The 14,220-nt window shown below is 75.7% G+C and carries 14 protein-coding genes; 7 read left to right on the top strand and 7 right to left on the bottom strand.

Going from position 1 to position 14,220, the window contains the following annotated elements:
* Positions 1 to 70: 70 nt before the first annotated feature.
* From ACWGKI_RS18770 to ACWGKI_RS18800, 7 genes are read right to left on the bottom strand one after another with little or no spacing between them, the layout of a single operon-like run.
* Entirely contained in the window at positions 71 to 658 is a 588-nt protein-coding gene (locus tag ACWGKI_RS18770) for a Dps family protein (RefSeq protein WP_380244255.1), read from the bottom strand.
* Positions 659 to 697: 39 nt separating this feature from the next.
* A complete protein-coding gene (locus tag ACWGKI_RS18775) occupies positions 698 to 1,282 on the bottom strand; it encodes a hypothetical protein (RefSeq protein WP_452189038.1) in 585 nt (194 codons plus the stop codon).
* A complete protein-coding gene (locus ACWGKI_RS18780) occupies positions 1,279 to 2,607 on the bottom strand; it encodes a DUF58 domain-containing protein (RefSeq protein WP_452189040.1) in 1,329 nt (442 codons plus the stop codon). The genes ACWGKI_RS18775 and ACWGKI_RS18780 overlap by 4 nt, the downstream gene beginning before the upstream one ends.
* Positions 2,604 to 3,629, bottom strand: a complete 1,026-nt coding sequence (locus ACWGKI_RS18785; RefSeq protein ID WP_452189042.1) for an AAA family ATPase — start codon at positions 3,627 to 3,629, stop codon at positions 2,604 to 2,606. Before ACWGKI_RS18785 ends, ACWGKI_RS18780 begins: the two co-directional genes overlap by 4 nt.
* Positions 3,626 to 4,180, bottom strand: a complete 555-nt coding sequence (locus ACWGKI_RS18790) for a hypothetical protein (RefSeq protein WP_452189044.1) — start codon at positions 4,178 to 4,180, stop codon at positions 3,626 to 3,628. Before ACWGKI_RS18790 ends, ACWGKI_RS18785 begins: the two co-directional genes overlap by 4 nt.
* Positions 4,177 to 4,926, bottom strand: a complete 750-nt coding sequence (locus ACWGKI_RS18795; protein ID WP_452189046.1) for a DUF4129 domain-containing protein — start codon at positions 4,924 to 4,926, stop codon at positions 4,177 to 4,179. The genes ACWGKI_RS18790 and ACWGKI_RS18795 overlap by 4 nt, the downstream gene beginning before the upstream one ends.
* Before the next feature lie 10 nt (positions 4,927 to 4,936).
* Positions 4,937 to 6,220 (bottom strand): DUF3866 family protein, encoded by a 1,284-nt coding sequence (locus tag ACWGKI_RS18800; RefSeq protein ID WP_452189048.1) that lies wholly within the window; start codon positions 6,218 to 6,220, stop codon positions 4,937 to 4,939.
* 34 nt (positions 6,221 to 6,254) lie between these two features.
* Here ACWGKI_RS18800 and ACWGKI_RS18805 point away from each other — a divergent pair, with 34 nt between their 5' ends.
* The 7 genes from ACWGKI_RS18805 to ACWGKI_RS18835 all read left to right on the top strand — a co-directional run bounded on the left by ACWGKI_RS18805 (position 6,255) and on the right by ACWGKI_RS18835 (position 14,185).
* On the top strand, positions 6,255 to 7,394 hold the full coding sequence (locus tag ACWGKI_RS18805; RefSeq protein WP_452189050.1) for a helix-turn-helix transcriptional regulator: 1,140 nt from the start codon (positions 6,255 to 6,257) through the stop codon (positions 7,392 to 7,394).
* Entirely contained in the window at positions 7,387 to 8,466 is a 1,080-nt protein-coding gene (locus ACWGKI_RS18810; protein ID WP_452189052.1) for a helix-turn-helix transcriptional regulator, read from the top strand. Before ACWGKI_RS18805 ends, ACWGKI_RS18810 begins: the two co-directional genes overlap by 8 nt.
* Before the next feature lie 5 nt (positions 8,467 to 8,471).
* Positions 8,472 to 8,864, top strand: coding sequence for a hypothetical protein (locus tag ACWGKI_RS18815; protein ID WP_452189054.1), 393 nt, complete (start codon positions 8,472 to 8,474; stop codon positions 8,862 to 8,864).
* A 96-nt stretch (positions 8,865 to 8,960) separates the two neighbouring features.
* Positions 8,961 to 9,272, top strand: coding sequence for a Sec-independent protein translocase subunit TatA (gene tatA / locus ACWGKI_RS18820; RefSeq protein ID WP_380244265.1), 312 nt, complete (start codon positions 8,961 to 8,963; stop codon positions 9,270 to 9,272).
* Positions 9,273 to 9,308: 36 nt separating this feature from the next.
* Positions 9,309 to 10,049, top strand: a complete 741-nt coding sequence (gene tatC / locus ACWGKI_RS18825) for a twin-arginine translocase subunit TatC (protein WP_380244268.1) — start codon at positions 9,309 to 9,311, stop codon at positions 10,047 to 10,049.
* A 37-nt stretch (positions 10,050 to 10,086) separates the two neighbouring features.
* Positions 10,087 to 11,154, top strand: coding sequence for a diacylglycerol/lipid kinase family protein (locus tag ACWGKI_RS18830; RefSeq protein ID WP_452189056.1), 1,068 nt, complete (start codon positions 10,087 to 10,089; stop codon positions 11,152 to 11,154).
* A 97-nt stretch (positions 11,155 to 11,251) separates the two neighbouring features.
* Positions 11,252 to 14,185, top strand: coding sequence for a DEAD/DEAH box helicase (locus ACWGKI_RS18835; RefSeq protein WP_380244267.1), 2,934 nt, complete (start codon positions 11,252 to 11,254; stop codon positions 14,183 to 14,185).
* Positions 14,186 to 14,220: the final 35 nt, after the last annotated feature.

The following is a 14,220-nucleotide window of genomic DNA, read 5'->3' on the forward strand; positions in this document are numbered from 1 at the left end:
GCCGCGGGTCGTCACCCGCGGCACCCCTCCGACGTGTGGCGGCTGCTGGCCGCCTGGTGTCGCCCGGTCGCTACTTGTTCTTCGTGGTCCGGGAGGTCTTGGCGGCCCCGGCGGCCTTGCGCGCGGCGGCCTTCTCCGTGGTGGCGCCCGCCGTCGACAGCTCACCGCCCGCGCTCTCGAGGTGGGCGCGGACGAACCAGTGGAACAGCTCGAGCTCGTGCAGGTGGCCGATGAGGAGGTCGTTCGTGACGTCGTCGAGCTCCTCGGTGTCCTTCGCGGCCTTGCGGTGCGCGGTGATGACGCCCTCGTAGACCTCGTCGAGCGCCCCGAGGTGCTCGATCGCCGAGGCGCGGCGCAGCGAGTAGTCGTCCCAGGCCCGTGCCGCGACGAGCGCGCCCGGGGTGCCGACCGGGGAGACGCCCAGGGTGGCGATGCGCTCGGCGACGGCGTCGGTCATGGCGCGCACCGCGTCGACCTGGGGGTCGAGCATCTCGTGGACGGCGATGAAGTGCGGCCCGACGACGTTCCAGTGCACGTGCTTGAGGGTGAGGTGGAGGTCGGTCAGGGAGTTGAGGCGCTCCTGCAGGATGGCCGCCACCTCGGCACCCTGGGCGGGGGTGAGGGAGGGAACGGTGTAACGGGGGGTGCTGTCGGCCATCGGAAGTTTCTCCGTCCTCGTCGCGGGTGCGCGCGGATCTCAGCGCGCCTCGCCATCGTCGCGCCGCACGCCGGTCCACGCGAGCGCAGCCAGAGCGGCCACGCCGAGGGCCACCAGCCAGGCGACAGGGCGGCCGGCAAGCGCCCATGCCACGCCGGCGAGGGCGAGGGTGGTGCCGAGGAGCACGGCGTCGCGCGCGAGGGTCCGGCGCAGGGCGGCGAGCTCGACGCGGTCGATTCCGGCGAGGACGCGTGCCCACCAGCCGAGCCGCGTCACGACGTACCCGAGGGGTGCGAGCCACAGCACCGCGGGGTCGAACGGGGCCGCGGTCGAGCCGAGGAGCAGGAACGCCGCTGTGACGACCGCGACGTGCGCGGGGGCGGGGCCGGGGCGGAGGGCGCCCCAGGTGGCGAGGACGACGGCGACGACGGTGTAGAGGTCGGTGAGCAGGGTGGTGCGGGCGCCTGCGCCGACGACCAGCGTGAGCACCGCGACGGGGAAGGCGGCGCGCAGGGTCCAGCCGGGGAGAGCGGGCCCGGTGCCGACGCCGACGACCGGGAGGGGGCGTCCGGTGCCGCGGCGGGCCTGCCACCAGGCGCGCACGGGTGCGAGCGGGCTGGTCATCGGGTGCCCACGCCGCTGCGGTGGCGCTCGGCGGCCCGGACGAGGGCTTCGAGCCGGAGGGTCGCGTCCTGGCGGGCGTCGCCTGCCCAGCGCACGACCGGCGCTCCTGCGGCGGCGGCTCGCCGGAGCCGGTCGTCCCGTTCGGCCCGGGTGACCCGCCAGGCGAGGCGCATGTGCTCCTCGCGGGCGCCGCGGACGTCGGGGAGGGTGTCCACGAGCACGACGGGGTGGCCGCCGGCTGCCCAGGCGCGCAGGAGCTCGACGGGTTCGTCGTCGAGGACGGTGCTGAACAGGTAGACGATGGCGTCGGCGGGGACCTGCGGTGCGCGCAGGCGTCGCGGTGGGGTGCCGCGGGGGCTGCTCAGCGCGAGGGCGTGCAGGACGCGGCGCAGGTGTCGGCGGCCCGCGGCCGGGGGGAGGGGGCGTCGGCGGCGGCCGAGGTCGTCGACGCCGACGCGGTCGCCGCCGGTGATGAGCGCGTTCGCGACGGACGCGGCCGCGTGCCGGGCGAGGTCGAGGGAGGTGGGTTCGTCCACGCGGAGGGGGCCGGTGCCGCGCCAGGTGCGCAGGTCGGGGCCGACGTCGTCGCGGGAGTCGACGACGAGGACGGCCGTGGCCTCGGCCGTCGCGTAGGTGCGGCGCACGTAGAGGGTGTCCAGGTGGGGGGAGCGGCGGGCGGTGGTGCGCCAGTCGATGCGGCGCAGCCGGTCGCCGGGCGTGAACGGGTGCACGTCGCGCAGCTCGTTCCCGTCACCGAGGCGGCGGGAGGTGTGCGGGCCGGTGAGGCCGCGCAGGCGCCGTGGGACGGGGACCCGGCCCAGGGGCAGGGGAGTGGGCAGCACGAGCCGGTCGGGGGCGGTGACCGAGACGGGGTCCTCGGCTGTCCCGCCGCCTGCGCCGTAGCCGCGGGCGTCGACGTGGAACGTGCGCTGGGGACCGGTGCGGACGGTGCGCAGGGTGAGGGCGAGCTCGCGCGGGGTCGCGGCGACGACGACCCCGGTCGGGCGGTGCCCGGGGGCGTAGACCCTGGCGTGCAGGAGCTCGGCGACGTCGGGTGGGTCGAGGCGCAGGGTCGCGCGCAGCTCGCCCGGGGCGGCGGGACCTCCTGCGGGCTCGATCGTCACGGTGGTCACCGTGGTCAGGGCGGGCGGCGCCGCGGTGCGGCGTGCACGGGGCCGGCCGGCCCACAGCGCGGCGAGCAGCGGTGCGACGCCGAGCAGGGCGACGTCGGCGCGGCCGACGAGCAGCCCCAGCCCGAGGACGAGCGTCCCGGCACCGATGCCGGCTGCGGCCTGGGGGCCCCGCCGCCACACGGCGCCGGTCACCTCTCCCGGCCGACGGTGGCGGGGCCCGGCACGGAGGCGAGGAGCTCTGTCACGACGTCCTCCGCACGGACGGCGGACGCCCATGCGGTGGGGGTGAGGGTGAGGCGGTGGGCCAGGACGGGTACGGCGACGCGCTTGACGTCCTCGGGGAGGACGAAGTCGCGCCCGTCGAGCACGGCGACCGCGCGGGCGAGGAGCAGGAGGTTCTGGGAGCCGCGGGGGGAGGCGCCGACCTCGAGTGCTGGGTGCCGCCGGGTGGCGGCGGCGAGGTCGACGCAGTAGCCCGCCACGTCGGCGTCGACCTCGGTGGTCTCGACGCCGGCCTGCATGGCGAGCACGGTGGCGGCGTCGACGACCGGACGGACGGGCGCGGCCTCCTGGCGTCGTGCCACGCGGCGCAGGAGCACGTCCTGCTCCTGGGCGCGGTCCGGGTACCCGACGGCGAGGCGGACCATGAACCGGTCCAGCTGCGCCTCGGGCAGGGGGTACGTGCCCTCGTACTCCACGGGGTTGGAGGTGGCCATCACGTGGAAGGGGCGCGGCAGCGGCCGGCTCGCGCCGTCGACGGAGACCTGACGTTCGGCCATCGCCTCGAGCAGCGCGGACTGCGTCTTGGGGGGTGTGCGGTTGATCTCGTCGGCGAGGAAGAGGCCGGTGAACACGGGCCCGGGGCGGAAGACGAAGTTGCGCGTGGCCGGGTCGAAGACGGACGAGCCGGTGATGTCGCTGGGCAGCAGGTCGGGGGTGCACTGCAGGCGGGCGAAGTCGAGCCCGAGCGCCGCGGCCAGCGACCGGGCCGCGAGGGTCTTGCCCAGGCCGGGCACGTCCTCGAACAGCACGTGCCCGCCGGCCAGCACCGTGGCGAGGGCGAGCTCGAGCGAGTCCCGCATCCCGACGACGGCGGTGCCGACCTCGTCCAGGACACGACGCCCCGCGGCGGCGACGTCGGCGACGGGGAGCGGTCGGGCGGCGAGGTCGACGTGCGGCTCGATGGGTGGCTCCGTGGGCGGCTCGACGGTCATGGGCGGGGCCTTCCTGCAGGGCTGACGGGCGGTTCGGGGCTGACCGGGCTGGTGGTGCGGGGTGTGGCGGACGGGTGCGCGACGGCGGGAGCGTGGAGCGTCTCGACCGCGTCGAGCCACCGGTGCACCTCCTCCCGGGTGACCTGCCGTCGGGACGTCAGGCCGGAGACGACGTCGCTCCCGAGGAGGCGCGTCGCCGTGTCCCGACCTTCGCCGGTCGAGAGGTCCACGCCGGCGGCGGACAGCCGTGCGGTCGCGAGCTCGCGGACCCGCTGCAGCACCCGCTCGCCGACCGCGCCGCTGCGCGTGAACGTCGCCCAGCCCAGCTCGCTGACGTCGTTGCGGGCGCCCTCGCGCTCGTCCGCGGGGGGATCGGGCCACGGCGTCTCGTCGCCGTCGTCGAGCCGGCGCCACAGCACGACGGCGGCTGTGACCACGACGACCAGGAGCGCCGCGTGGAGCAGGTCGAGCGCCCCCGTGACGGTGAGGACGGCGGTGGCCGCGAGCGCCGGGAGGGCGACGGTGAGCAGCGTGCGTGCGGGGCCGGTCATGCGTCGGGGGCCGTGGTGGGTGCGGTGGGGTCGAGGGCGCGGGCGATGCGGGACAGGGCGGTGCGTGCGGCGTGGACGTCGTCGGGGCCGACGGGGCGGTCGGTGAAGCGGGCGTGCTGGTACAGGCGGCGGAGGGTGTCGACGTCGGTGGGGGGCACGGTGCGGCCGTCGTGGCGCTGGGTGGTGAGGAGGTGTGCGGTGAACTCGGTCGCGGTCTGGGCGGGGGTGCGGGTGGTGCCGTGCGTGGCGGCGGTGTCTTCGAGGGCGACCCAGGCGGCGACGACGGCGTCGTGCGGGGTGGCGGCCTGGTCGACGTGGGCGAGGGCGGTGGCGACGGCGTCCTGGAGCTGGGTCAGGGACAGGTCGGTGGGGGTGCCGGTGGTGGGGGTGCCGGGGGCGAGGGGGTCGGGGTCGTCGTCGTCGGGGTCGGGGAGGGCGCGCAGGATGCGGCGGGTGAGGACGACCAGGAGGTAGGCGAGGAAGAGTGCTCCGGCGATGCTGAGTGCGACGACGAGCCAGGTGATGACGTCGAAGCTTGCTTGGGGGCGGTCGCTGGGCAGGAGGTCGCCGGGTCGGCGGTCGACGACGGGGTCGCTGGCGGTGGGTGCCGGCAGGACGAGGTCGGGGACGCGGGCGCGCCAGGGGGTGGCGGTGGCGGCGCCGAGGACGACGAGGGCGACGAGGAGCGTGACCGTGAGGGGTCGGGTGGCGGGTCTGCGGGGTGGCCTCGTCGGTGGGGCTGCCATGGGGGTGACGTTATCGGGTGGTGCTGGGGGGTGGGGTGTCCTGGTGGGTGAGGCGGGTGGCGTGCATCCCGGCGACGGCGGCGGTGACGAAGGAGGCGGGGTCGCCGTCGAGTCGGCGTCCCATGGTGGACAGGCGCGCGGGGCTGGTGCGGAGCGTGTCGAGCAGGGCGGTGTCGGCGGGGATGTCGACGAGGTGGTGGCGGGGGGTGAGGGTGGTGGCCTGCTCGTGGACCTGGCGGGTGAGGTCGGGGCCCCAGGCGGGGAGGTTCTCGAGGTCGTCGGTGGGGTGGGGCACGGGGATGTCGGCGGCTGCGAGCGCCACGCGGCCGTAGGCGGTGAGGCTGTGGTGGGAGATGCCGCGGTGCCGGTCGCGGGGGTCGGCGCCGGAGACGCGCAGGGAGGCGACGGGCCGGCCGCCGAGGGTGGCGGCGGCGTTGACGGCTTCTCCTGCGGCGACGCCGGAGAAGCCCCATCGGGTGCCGGTGCCGAGGTTGCCGGGTCCTTGGGCGACGACGACGAGGTCGGCGTCGCAGACGTGGCGGGCGGCGAGGAGGCCGGTGTGCACGGTGACGGCTTCGAGGTCGCCGCCGAAGGCTTGGCCGACGGTGATGGTGGCGGTGAGCCAGCCGGTGTCGCGCAGGGTGGCGACGGTGCGGGAGAAGGCGGCGGGCAGGGCGCCGCCGTCGGTCATGACGTAGGCGATACGGGGGTGGGGGCGGCCGGCGAGGTCGGCGGCGTGGCGTGCTCCGGCGGCGATGGCGGGCAGGGCGGAGTGCAGGTCGGCGACGACGACGGGGAGGTCGGCGAGGTCGTCGGCGTCGCGGAGGGTGTCGTGGTGGTCGGACTCTTGCTCGTCGACGCCGAGGACCATGGCTTGCAGGGGGGTGTAGCGCGCTTTGACGAGGTGTCCGGGGCCGGGGGGCGGGTCGGTGGGCAGGGTGGTGGGGCTGGTGCCGGCGGTGCCGGCGGGGCCGACGACGAGGGCGTAGCCGCCGGTGCCGAGTCCGCGGGCGAGGGCGGAGACGTTGAGCAGGAGGCGGTCGCCGACGTCGGGGTCGCCGACGAGGGTGGTGTAGGCGAGGCCGCGTACCTCGCCGGGGGCGGTGGTGAGGTCGCGGGCGGGCAGGGGGGTGTCGAGGCGCAGGGTGACCTCGCGTGCTCCGGTCCAGGTGGCGCCTCGGGCGGTGACGGTGCCGGTGCGCCAGGTGACGTGCCCGGTCGGGGTGTCGTGGGGGGCGTCCTGGGGGGCGTCCTGGGGGGCGTCGGGCTGGGGCGGGTGCGGCGCTGTCGTCACCCGTCCGAGGCTACCGGCGACTAGGTTGGTCCCGATGCCTGCGAACCCTGTGGACCCGGCCTCCGGCCTGCCGGCTGCCGCGCCTTCTGACCCTGCGCCGTCGTCGCGGGGGACCCCGCCTGCCGAGCGGCTGCTGAACCTGGTGATCGCGCTGGTGAACACGAGCGCGTCGATGACGAAGCAGCAGGTGCGTGCGGGGGTGGCGGGGTACGGGGACGCGCCGTCGACGGAGGCGTTCGAGCGGATGTTCGAGCGGGACAAGGACACGTTGCGGGCGCTGGGGATCCCGATCGTCACGGTGGACGCGGGCGGGCACAGCGACGAGGTCGGGTACCGGATCGACAACGACGCGTACGCGCTGGGTGCGGTGGACCTCACGCCTGCGGAGCTGGGCGTGGTGGCGCTGGCGGCGCAGCTGTGGTCGGACAAGACGTTGCGCACGGACATGTCGCGGGCGATGACGAAGCTGCGTGCGGCGGGTGCGGGCGAGGTCGCGGCGGACGCGGTGGCGGGTCTGGCGCCGCGGGTGCGGGCGGCGGGGGATGCGTACGTGCCGTTGCTGGAGGCGGTCTCGGAGCGGCGCGACGTGTCGTTCCGGTACCGGGCGGCGAGCACGGGGCGGGAGCTGACGCGGCACGTCGAGCCGTGGCGGATCGCGGCGCGCGGCAGCGGCTGGTACCTGGTGGGCTTCGACCGGGCGCGGGGCGCGGCGCGGGTGTTCCGCCTCTCGCGCATCTCGGGCCGGGTGCGGGTGGGGTCGCAGCCTGGTGCGTTCGACGTGCCGGAGGAGGTCGACGTGGACGCGATGCTGGGGGAGCGGGTCGGGGTGCTGCAGCGGGCGGTGCTGGCCGTGGTGGCGGAACGGGCGCAGGCGTTGCGGGCCCGTGCGCTGCCGGCGGGCGAGGGCTCGGGCGGGGAGGCGCGCGCGGACGGCAGGGACGTGGTCGAGGTGGAGTTCCGCAGCCTGTCGGCGTTCGCGGACGAGGTGGCCGGGTACGGGGCGGCGGTCGTGGTCCTGGAGCCCGCCGGCCTGCGTGCGGACGTGCTGCGCCGGCTGACGGCGGCGGCGACGCTCGGCACCGAGCACCCTGCGCACGACACCGGGAACGACGCCGAGCACCACACCCGGGACGACGCCGGGAACGACACCGCGGAGGAGGGGACGGATGGCTGAGCGCGCGGACGACCGGCTGGTGCGGCTGCTGGGCCTGGTCGCGTTCCTCGACGGGGCGGGACCGGTGCGGGTCGAGGAGCTCGCGGACCGGTTCGGCGTGACGCCCGGGCAGGTGCGCGAGGACGTCGACGCCCTGTGGGTCTCGGGCACCCCCGGGTACATGCCGGACGACCTCATCGACTTCGACGCCTACTCGCTGGAGGACGGCGTGGTGTCCCTGACGCAGGCGCGCGGCATGACCCGCCCGCTGCGCCTCGGCACCCGCGAGGCGGTCGCCCTGGTCGCGGCGCTGCGCGCCATGCACGCCTCGCCCGCGGTGCAGGCCGACCGCCGCCGCGCCGCCGTCGTCGCGTCCGCGCTGGACAAGCTCACGGCCGCGACCGGCGAGGCCGCAGGAGCCGTCGACGTCCAGCTCGAGGGCGAGGGCGACCCGCAGGTCGTGGCCGCCGTCACGACCGCGCTCGCCGAGGGCCGCCGCCTGCACCTGCGGTACGTGAACGCCGCGGACGTGACGTCCGAGCGCGACGTCGACCCGCTGCGGCTGCTCACCCAGGACGGCGCGATGTACCTCCTGGGGTGGTGCCTGCGCGTGTCCGGGCGCCGCACCTTCCGGGTGGACCGCATCCTCGCGGCCGACGTCCTGGACGAGCCCGCCGCGCAGCACGACGTCGCGGTCGCGGGCGACCTGGGCGCGGACGTGTGGGCGTCCGTCGCGCACCGCGGCGCCCCCGAGGCGACGCTGCGGCTCGCGTCCTCGGCCCGGTGGGTCGCCGAGGAGGTGCCGGCAGAGTCGGTGCGCGACCTGCCCGACGGCACCGTCGAGGTGCGGCTGCGGGTGACGAACCCGGCATGGCTGCGCCGCCTGCTGCTCGCGAACGCGCCCGACGTCGTCGCCGCCGAGCCGGCCGACGTCGCCCGCGACGTCGCGCAGGCCGCCCGCGACGCCCTCGACGCCTACGCCACCACCACCAGCACCGCCAGCACCGCCAGCACCGCCAGCACCGCCAGCACCGACATCGAGGCCGCGCAGGCGGCGCCGGTGCCGGACGACGCACCCGGGACCGTAGGCTGACCGGCATGTGGGGCTGGATCTGGGCCGGGCTGGTCGTGGGCACGCTCGTCGGCGCGTTCCTCGTGGGACGACACCTGTGGCGTGCCGGGACGCGGACGCTGCGCGAGGCGTCCCGCGCCGGGGAGCTGCTCGGCGCCGCCTCCGACCGGATGGCGACCGCGGTCGCCCAGGCCGAGGCACACCGCGCCGACACCTCCCCGACGCTGTTCGACGACCCGGTCGTCCTGCGGGAGCGGGTCGCCGAGCAGCGCCGTCGCCGCGCCGAGCGGGCCGCCGCCCGACGCGCACGCCAGCAGGTCACGGCGCAGGGCTGGGGCACCGAGCGCTGGCTGCGACGCCGCACCGCCGAGAAGGCGGCACAGGGCGCCGCCCACCGCCCGCGCACCACCTCCCGATGACCTGCGTGTGACGCTCGACACCCAGCACTCCCAGGACCCACTAGGGTTGACCACGACAGACCGCTCACGGGCGGACGAGAACGAGGAGCCATTCTCATGGGCATGCTCAAGCCCTGGCACATCATCGTGCTGGTGATCGTGATCCTGCTGCTGTTCGGGGCGCGCAGGCTCCCTGACCTGGCGCGCAGCGTCGGCCAGTCGCTGAAGATCTTCAAGTCCGAGGTCAAGGACCTCACGGACGACGGCAAGCTCAACGACTCCAACGAGCCGCCGGCCGACCCCACGGCACAGACGCCGACCAGGCCGGTCGCCGGCAGCGCCACCCCGCCCACGGCCGCACCGCCCGCAGCGGGCGCCGGCCAGGAGCACATCCCGGGTCTGATCGACCCGAACCACCCGCGGGGGTAGTCGGTGCCCGGAGACACCCGGGACCCCGAGGGGCGCATGCCCCTGCGCGAGCACCTGCTGGAGCTGCGCAAGCGGCTCTTCCTCGCCGCCTGCGGGCTCGTGGTCGGTGCCGTGGCCGGATGGGTCCTGTACGAACCGCTGCTGTCCGCGCTGCAGGCACCGCTCGCCGTCGCCGCGCAGGAACAGGGCAAGACGATCGCGCTCAACTTCACGGGCATGGCCTCGGCCCTCGACATGAAGATCAAGGTCGCGCTGTTCCTGGGCGTGATCGTGTCGTGCCCGTGGTGGCTGTACCAGCTGTGGGCGTTCATCACACCCGGGCTCACCCGCAAGGAGAAGGGGTACGCGTACGGGTTCCTCGGCGCGGCTGTCCCCCTCTTCCTGGGTGGCGCCGCCCTGGCGTGGTGGGTGCTGCCGCACGCCGTGGACATCCTCGCGGGCTTCGTCCCCGAGGGCGCGACGAACTTCACCGACGCGCAGGGGTACCTCAGCTTCGTGATGCGCCTCGTCCTCGCGTTCGGGATCGCGTTCGTCTCGCCGGTCTTCCTGGTCGGGCTCAACATGGCCGGCGTGCTGCGGCACGAGGCCCTCGCCAAGGGATGGCGGTGGGCCGTGCTCATCGCGTTCGTGTTCGCTGCGGTGATGACCCCCACCCCGGACGCCCTCACGATGATCTTCGTCGCAGCCCCGATCTGCGTGCTGTACTTCGGCGCCCTCGGGCTGTGCGTCCTGCACGACCGGCGCGTCGACAAGCGCAGGGTCGCCCCCGCTGTCTGAGGCACCACCGCCCGCGACGACCTCCCGCCGCCTGGGCGTGGTCGTCAACCCCACAGCCGGCAAAGGACGGGCAGCGAGCGCCGGCACCGGCGTCCTGGAAGGGCTGCGGCGCGCCGGGCACGACGTCGTCGACCTGTCCGGGCCCGACGCGGGCACGGCACTGGGACGTGCCCGCGCCGCCGTCGCGCCCACCGACCGGTCCGCGGGCCTCGACGCGCTCGTCGTGGTGGGCGGCGACGGCATGGTCCACCTCGGCGCCCAGGCCGTCGCAGGCACCGGCGTCCCGCTCGGTGTCGTGCCCGTGGGCACCGGCAACGACTTCGCCGCCACCCTCGGCCTGCCCGTGCGCGACCCCGCCGCCGCCGGCCTCGCCCTGTGCCGGGCGCTGGACGCCTGCGACGCCGGACGGCGCGCCGTGGACGCCGCGTTCGTCACCGGCCCTGGCGTGCCCACGGGTGGACGCTGGGTCGCGGGCGCCGTGTCCGCAGGGCTCGACGCCGCCGTGAACGCCCGCGCCAACCTGCTGCGCCACCCGCGCGGCAGCGCCCGCTACACCGTGGCCGCGCTCCTGGAGCTGGTGCGCTACCGGCCCTGGTCCTACCGGCTCACGTTCGACGGCGTCGTCGACGCCGGTGCGCACGCCGCTGACCTGGCCACCCGCCGGCGGGCCGCCGGGCGTCCCACGTCCCGGCCCCGGCCGGGCGACGCGCTCCGCCTGTGCCCCGGCCCCGCAGGCACCGCGACCTGGACGGGACGTGCCGCGCTCGTCACCGCCGCCAACGGCCCCCAGATCGGCGGCGGGATCCGCGTCGCCCCGGCGGCGGCCGTCGACGACGGCCTGCTCGACGTGCTCGTCGCCACCGACCTGTCCCGCCCCGGCGCGGCCGCCGTGTTCCCCAGCATGTTCACCGGCGGGCACGTGCACCGGCGCAAGGTGCACGTCGTGCGGACGCGGGCCCTCACCATCGAGCCCGGGCCCGACGCGCACGCCGCCGGGGAACGCGCCCTGCCGGTGGCGCACGCCGACGGCGAGCGCCTGGGACCCCTGCCCCTGCGTGTCGAGGTGCGTTCCCGCGCCCTCCAGGTGCTCGTCGCGCCCCGCTGACGTCCGCCTCGGACGAGGACCCGCACGACGCCCCGCACGACGCCCCGCACGACGCCCCGCACGACGGGACGTCGGGTGCGACGCCTAGGCTGACGCCATGACCGCCCACCCCCGCCCCGACGCCGACCAGGACGTCCTCAGCCCGGCCGAGCGGTACGCCGCCTCGCGGGCCCGCAGCGCACGTGACCGGGCCGACGCCGAGGGCGAGCTGCGCCGCTTCCGCCAGGTCGTCGGCTTCGAGCTCGACCCGTTCCAGGTCGACGCGTGCGTCGCCCTGGAGGAGGGTCGCGGAGTCCTCGTCGCGGCCCCCACCGGAGCGGGCAAGACGGTGGTGGGGGAGTTCGCCGTCCACCTCGCGCTCGTCCAGGGCGGCAAGGCGTTCTACACCACGCCCATCAAGGCGCTGAGCAACCAGAAGTACACCGACCTCGTCGCGCGGCACGGGGCGGCGAACGTGGGCCTGCTCACGGGTGACACGTCGATCAACGCCGGTGCGCCCGTGGTGGTGATGACCACCGAGGTGCTGCGCAACATGCTGTACGCGGGCTCCTCGGCGCTCGACGGGCTCGCGTACGTCGTCATGGACGAGGTGCACTACCTCGCGGACCGGTTCCGCGGGCCGGTGTGGGAAGAGGTGATCATCCACCTGCCCGACCACGTGCAGCTGGTCTCCCTCTCGGCGACGGTGTCGAACGCGGAGGAGTTCGGCGACTGGCTCGCCACCGTGCGCGGCGACACGGCCGTGGTGGTCAGCGAGCGCCGGCCGGTGCCGCTGTGGCAGCACGTGGTGGTGTCGGCGCCGGAGCCGCGTGGGGGTGTGCCGCGGCTGATGGACCTGTACGCGGGTCACGTAGATCCGACCGACCCGGGCACGAACCCGCCGATCAACCCGGACCTGCAGGCCATGTTCCGCGTCTCGGCGCGCGCGGAAGGGTCGGGCGGGCACCGGGGGCGCGGGGACCGTGGCTACCGGGGCCGGGGCGGGCGGCAGGGCTCGGGCCCGGTGCCGCACCGGCGCACGCCCCCGAGGTTCGCCGTCGTGGACTCGCTGGACGCGGACGCGCTGCTCCCGGCGATCTACTTCATCTTCTCCCGTGCCGGGTGCGACGGGGCGGTGCAGCAGTGCCTGCGCGCGGGTCTGCGGCTCACGGACGCGGCGGAGGAGGCGGAGATCCGGCGTGTCGTGGAGGAGCGCACGGCGACGATCCCGACCGAGGACCTGGACGTGCTGGGGTACTGGGAGTGGGCCCAGGCGTTGTCGCGGGGGGTGGCGGCGCACCACGCGGGCATGCTCCCGGTGTTCAAGGAGACGGTGGAGGTGCTGTTCTCCCGCGGGCTGGTGAAGGTCGTGTTCGCGACCGAGACGCTCGCGCTGGGCATCAACATGCCTGCCCGCTCGGTCGTGCTGGAGAAGCTGGTCAAGTGGGACGGCACGGCTCACCAGCCGGTGACGCCGGGGGAGTACACGCAGCTGACGGGTCGTGCGGGGCGGCGAGGGATCGACGTCGAGGGGCACGCGGTGGTCGTGGACCACACGGGGCTGGACCCGGTGGCGCTGGCCGGTCTGGCGTCCAAGCGGCTGTACCCGCTGCGCTCCAGCTTCCGCCCGACGTACAACATGGCGGTCAACCTCGTGGGGCAGGTGGGCCGGGAGCGGGCACGTGACGTCCTGGAGACCAGCTTCGCGCAGTTCCAGGCCGACCGGGGCGTGGTGGGCCTGGCGAAGCAGGCGCAGGCGCACGCGGAGGCCATGGAGGGGTACGCGACGGCGATGGCGTGCGACCGTGGCGACTTCGCGCAGTACATGGGGCTGCGGGTCGCGATCAAGGATCGCGAGAAGGAGCTGTCGCGCGCGGCGACGGGTGCTCGTCGTGCGGACGCGGTGGCGTCGTTCGAGGCGTTGCGGCGCGGGGACGTGGTGGAGGTGCCCTCGGGTCGGCGGCGCGGCTACGTCGTCGTGCTGGACCCGGGGCGCGACGAGCGCAGCTTCGACGGCCCGCGTCCCACGGTGCTCACGCAGGAGCGGCAGGTCAAGAAGCTGACGCTGGCGGACGCTCCCGAGGGGGTGCAGGTCGTCACGACGGTCCGCATCCCGAAGTCGTTCAACCAGCGGCGCCCGGACCAGCGTCGCGACCTGGCGTCGAGCATGCGCAACGCGCTGGGTGCCTTCTCCGGGGACGCGGGCACCGGCCGTCACCCCGGCCAGCACCCGGGAAAGCACGGCGGTGCGTCGTCGGGTGGTCGCCCGGGCCGGCGGTCGGACGCGGCGTCCGACGGCGAGCTGCAGCGGCTGCGTGCTGCGCTGAGGGCGCACCCGTGCCACGGCTGCCCGGACCGGGACGACCACGCCCGGTGGGCGGAGCGCTGGGAGCGGCTGCGGCACGAGCACGAACAGCTGGTGCGGCGCGTGGAGGGGCGTACGGGGTCGATCGCGCGGACCTTCGACCGCACGTGCGACGTGCTGGAACGCCTGGGCTACCTCGCGCCGTCCGCGGGCGAGGACGGCACGACGGCGCTCGGGGTGACGCAGGACGGGCGCTGGCTCGGGCGGCTGTACGCCGAGGACGACCTGCTGCTCGCCGAGTGCCTGCGCCGCGGCATCTGGGACGAGCTGGACGCCCCGGGGCTCGCTGCGGCCGTCTCGACCGTCGTGTACTCGGGGCGTCGTGAGGAGGCGGCGGAGCCGTTCGTGCCGGGTGGCCCGCACGGTCGTCTCGCCCAGGTGCTGGACGCGACGACGCGCACCTGGTCGGAGGTCACCGACCTGGAGGCTGCGCACCGGCTGGAGGCGACCGGTCCCCTGGACCTGGGGCTGGTGGCGCCGGTGCACCGGTGGGCGTCGGGCAGGAACCTGGACGCGGTGCTGCGCGGCACGGACGTGGCCGCGGGCGACTTCGTGCGCTGGTGCAAGCAGGTCCTCGACGTGCTGGACCAGCTGGCGAAGGCGGCCCCGCGTCCCGCCCTGCGGGCCACGGCCCGCAAGGCGCAGACCGCGGTGCTGCGCGGCGTCGTCGCCTACTCCAGCGTGTGACCGACTGAGCGCGCGCGGGTGGGCTCGCGCCCACC

This window comes from Isoptericola sp. NPDC055881 (assembly GCF_053615895.1).

Excerpts from the sequence above, each read along its gene's own strand:
- ACWGKI_RS18775 (WP_452189038.1), bottom strand. The coding sequence starts at position 1,282 with ATGACCAGCCCGCTCGCACCCGTGCGCGCCTGGTGGCAGGCCCGCCGC.
- tatC (WP_380244268.1), top strand. The coding sequence starts at position 9,309 with ATGCCCCTGCGCGAGCACCTGCTGGAGCTGCGCAAGCGGCTCTTCCTC.
- ACWGKI_RS18795 (WP_452189046.1), bottom strand. The coding sequence starts at position 4,926 with ATGGCAGCCCCACCGACGAGGCCACCCCGCAGACCCGCCACCCGACCC.
- ACWGKI_RS18785 (WP_452189042.1), bottom strand. The coding sequence starts at position 3,629 with ATGACCGTCGAGCCGCCCACGGAGCCACCCATCGAGCCGCACGTCGAC.
- ACWGKI_RS18810 (WP_452189052.1), top strand. The coding sequence starts at position 7,387 with ATGGCTGAGCGCGCGGACGACCGGCTGGTGCGGCTGCTGGGCCTGGTC.
- ACWGKI_RS18815 (WP_452189054.1), top strand. The coding sequence starts at position 8,472 with ATGTGGGGCTGGATCTGGGCCGGGCTGGTCGTGGGCACGCTCGTCGGC.
- ACWGKI_RS18770 (WP_380244255.1), bottom strand. The coding sequence starts at position 658 with ATGGCCGACAGCACCCCCCGTTACACCGTTCCCTCCCTCACCCCCGCC.
- ACWGKI_RS18835 (WP_380244267.1), top strand. The coding sequence starts at position 11,252 with ATGACCGCCCACCCCCGCCCCGACGCCGACCAGGACGTCCTCAGCCCG.
- ACWGKI_RS18805 (WP_452189050.1), top strand. The coding sequence starts at position 6,255 with ATGCCTGCGAACCCTGTGGACCCGGCCTCCGGCCTGCCGGCTGCCGCG.
- ACWGKI_RS18790 (WP_452189044.1), bottom strand. The coding sequence starts at position 4,180 with ATGACCGGCCCCGCACGCACGCTGCTCACCGTCGCCCTCCCGGCGCTC.
- tatA (WP_380244265.1), top strand. The coding sequence starts at position 8,961 with ATGGGCATGCTCAAGCCCTGGCACATCATCGTGCTGGTGATCGTGATC.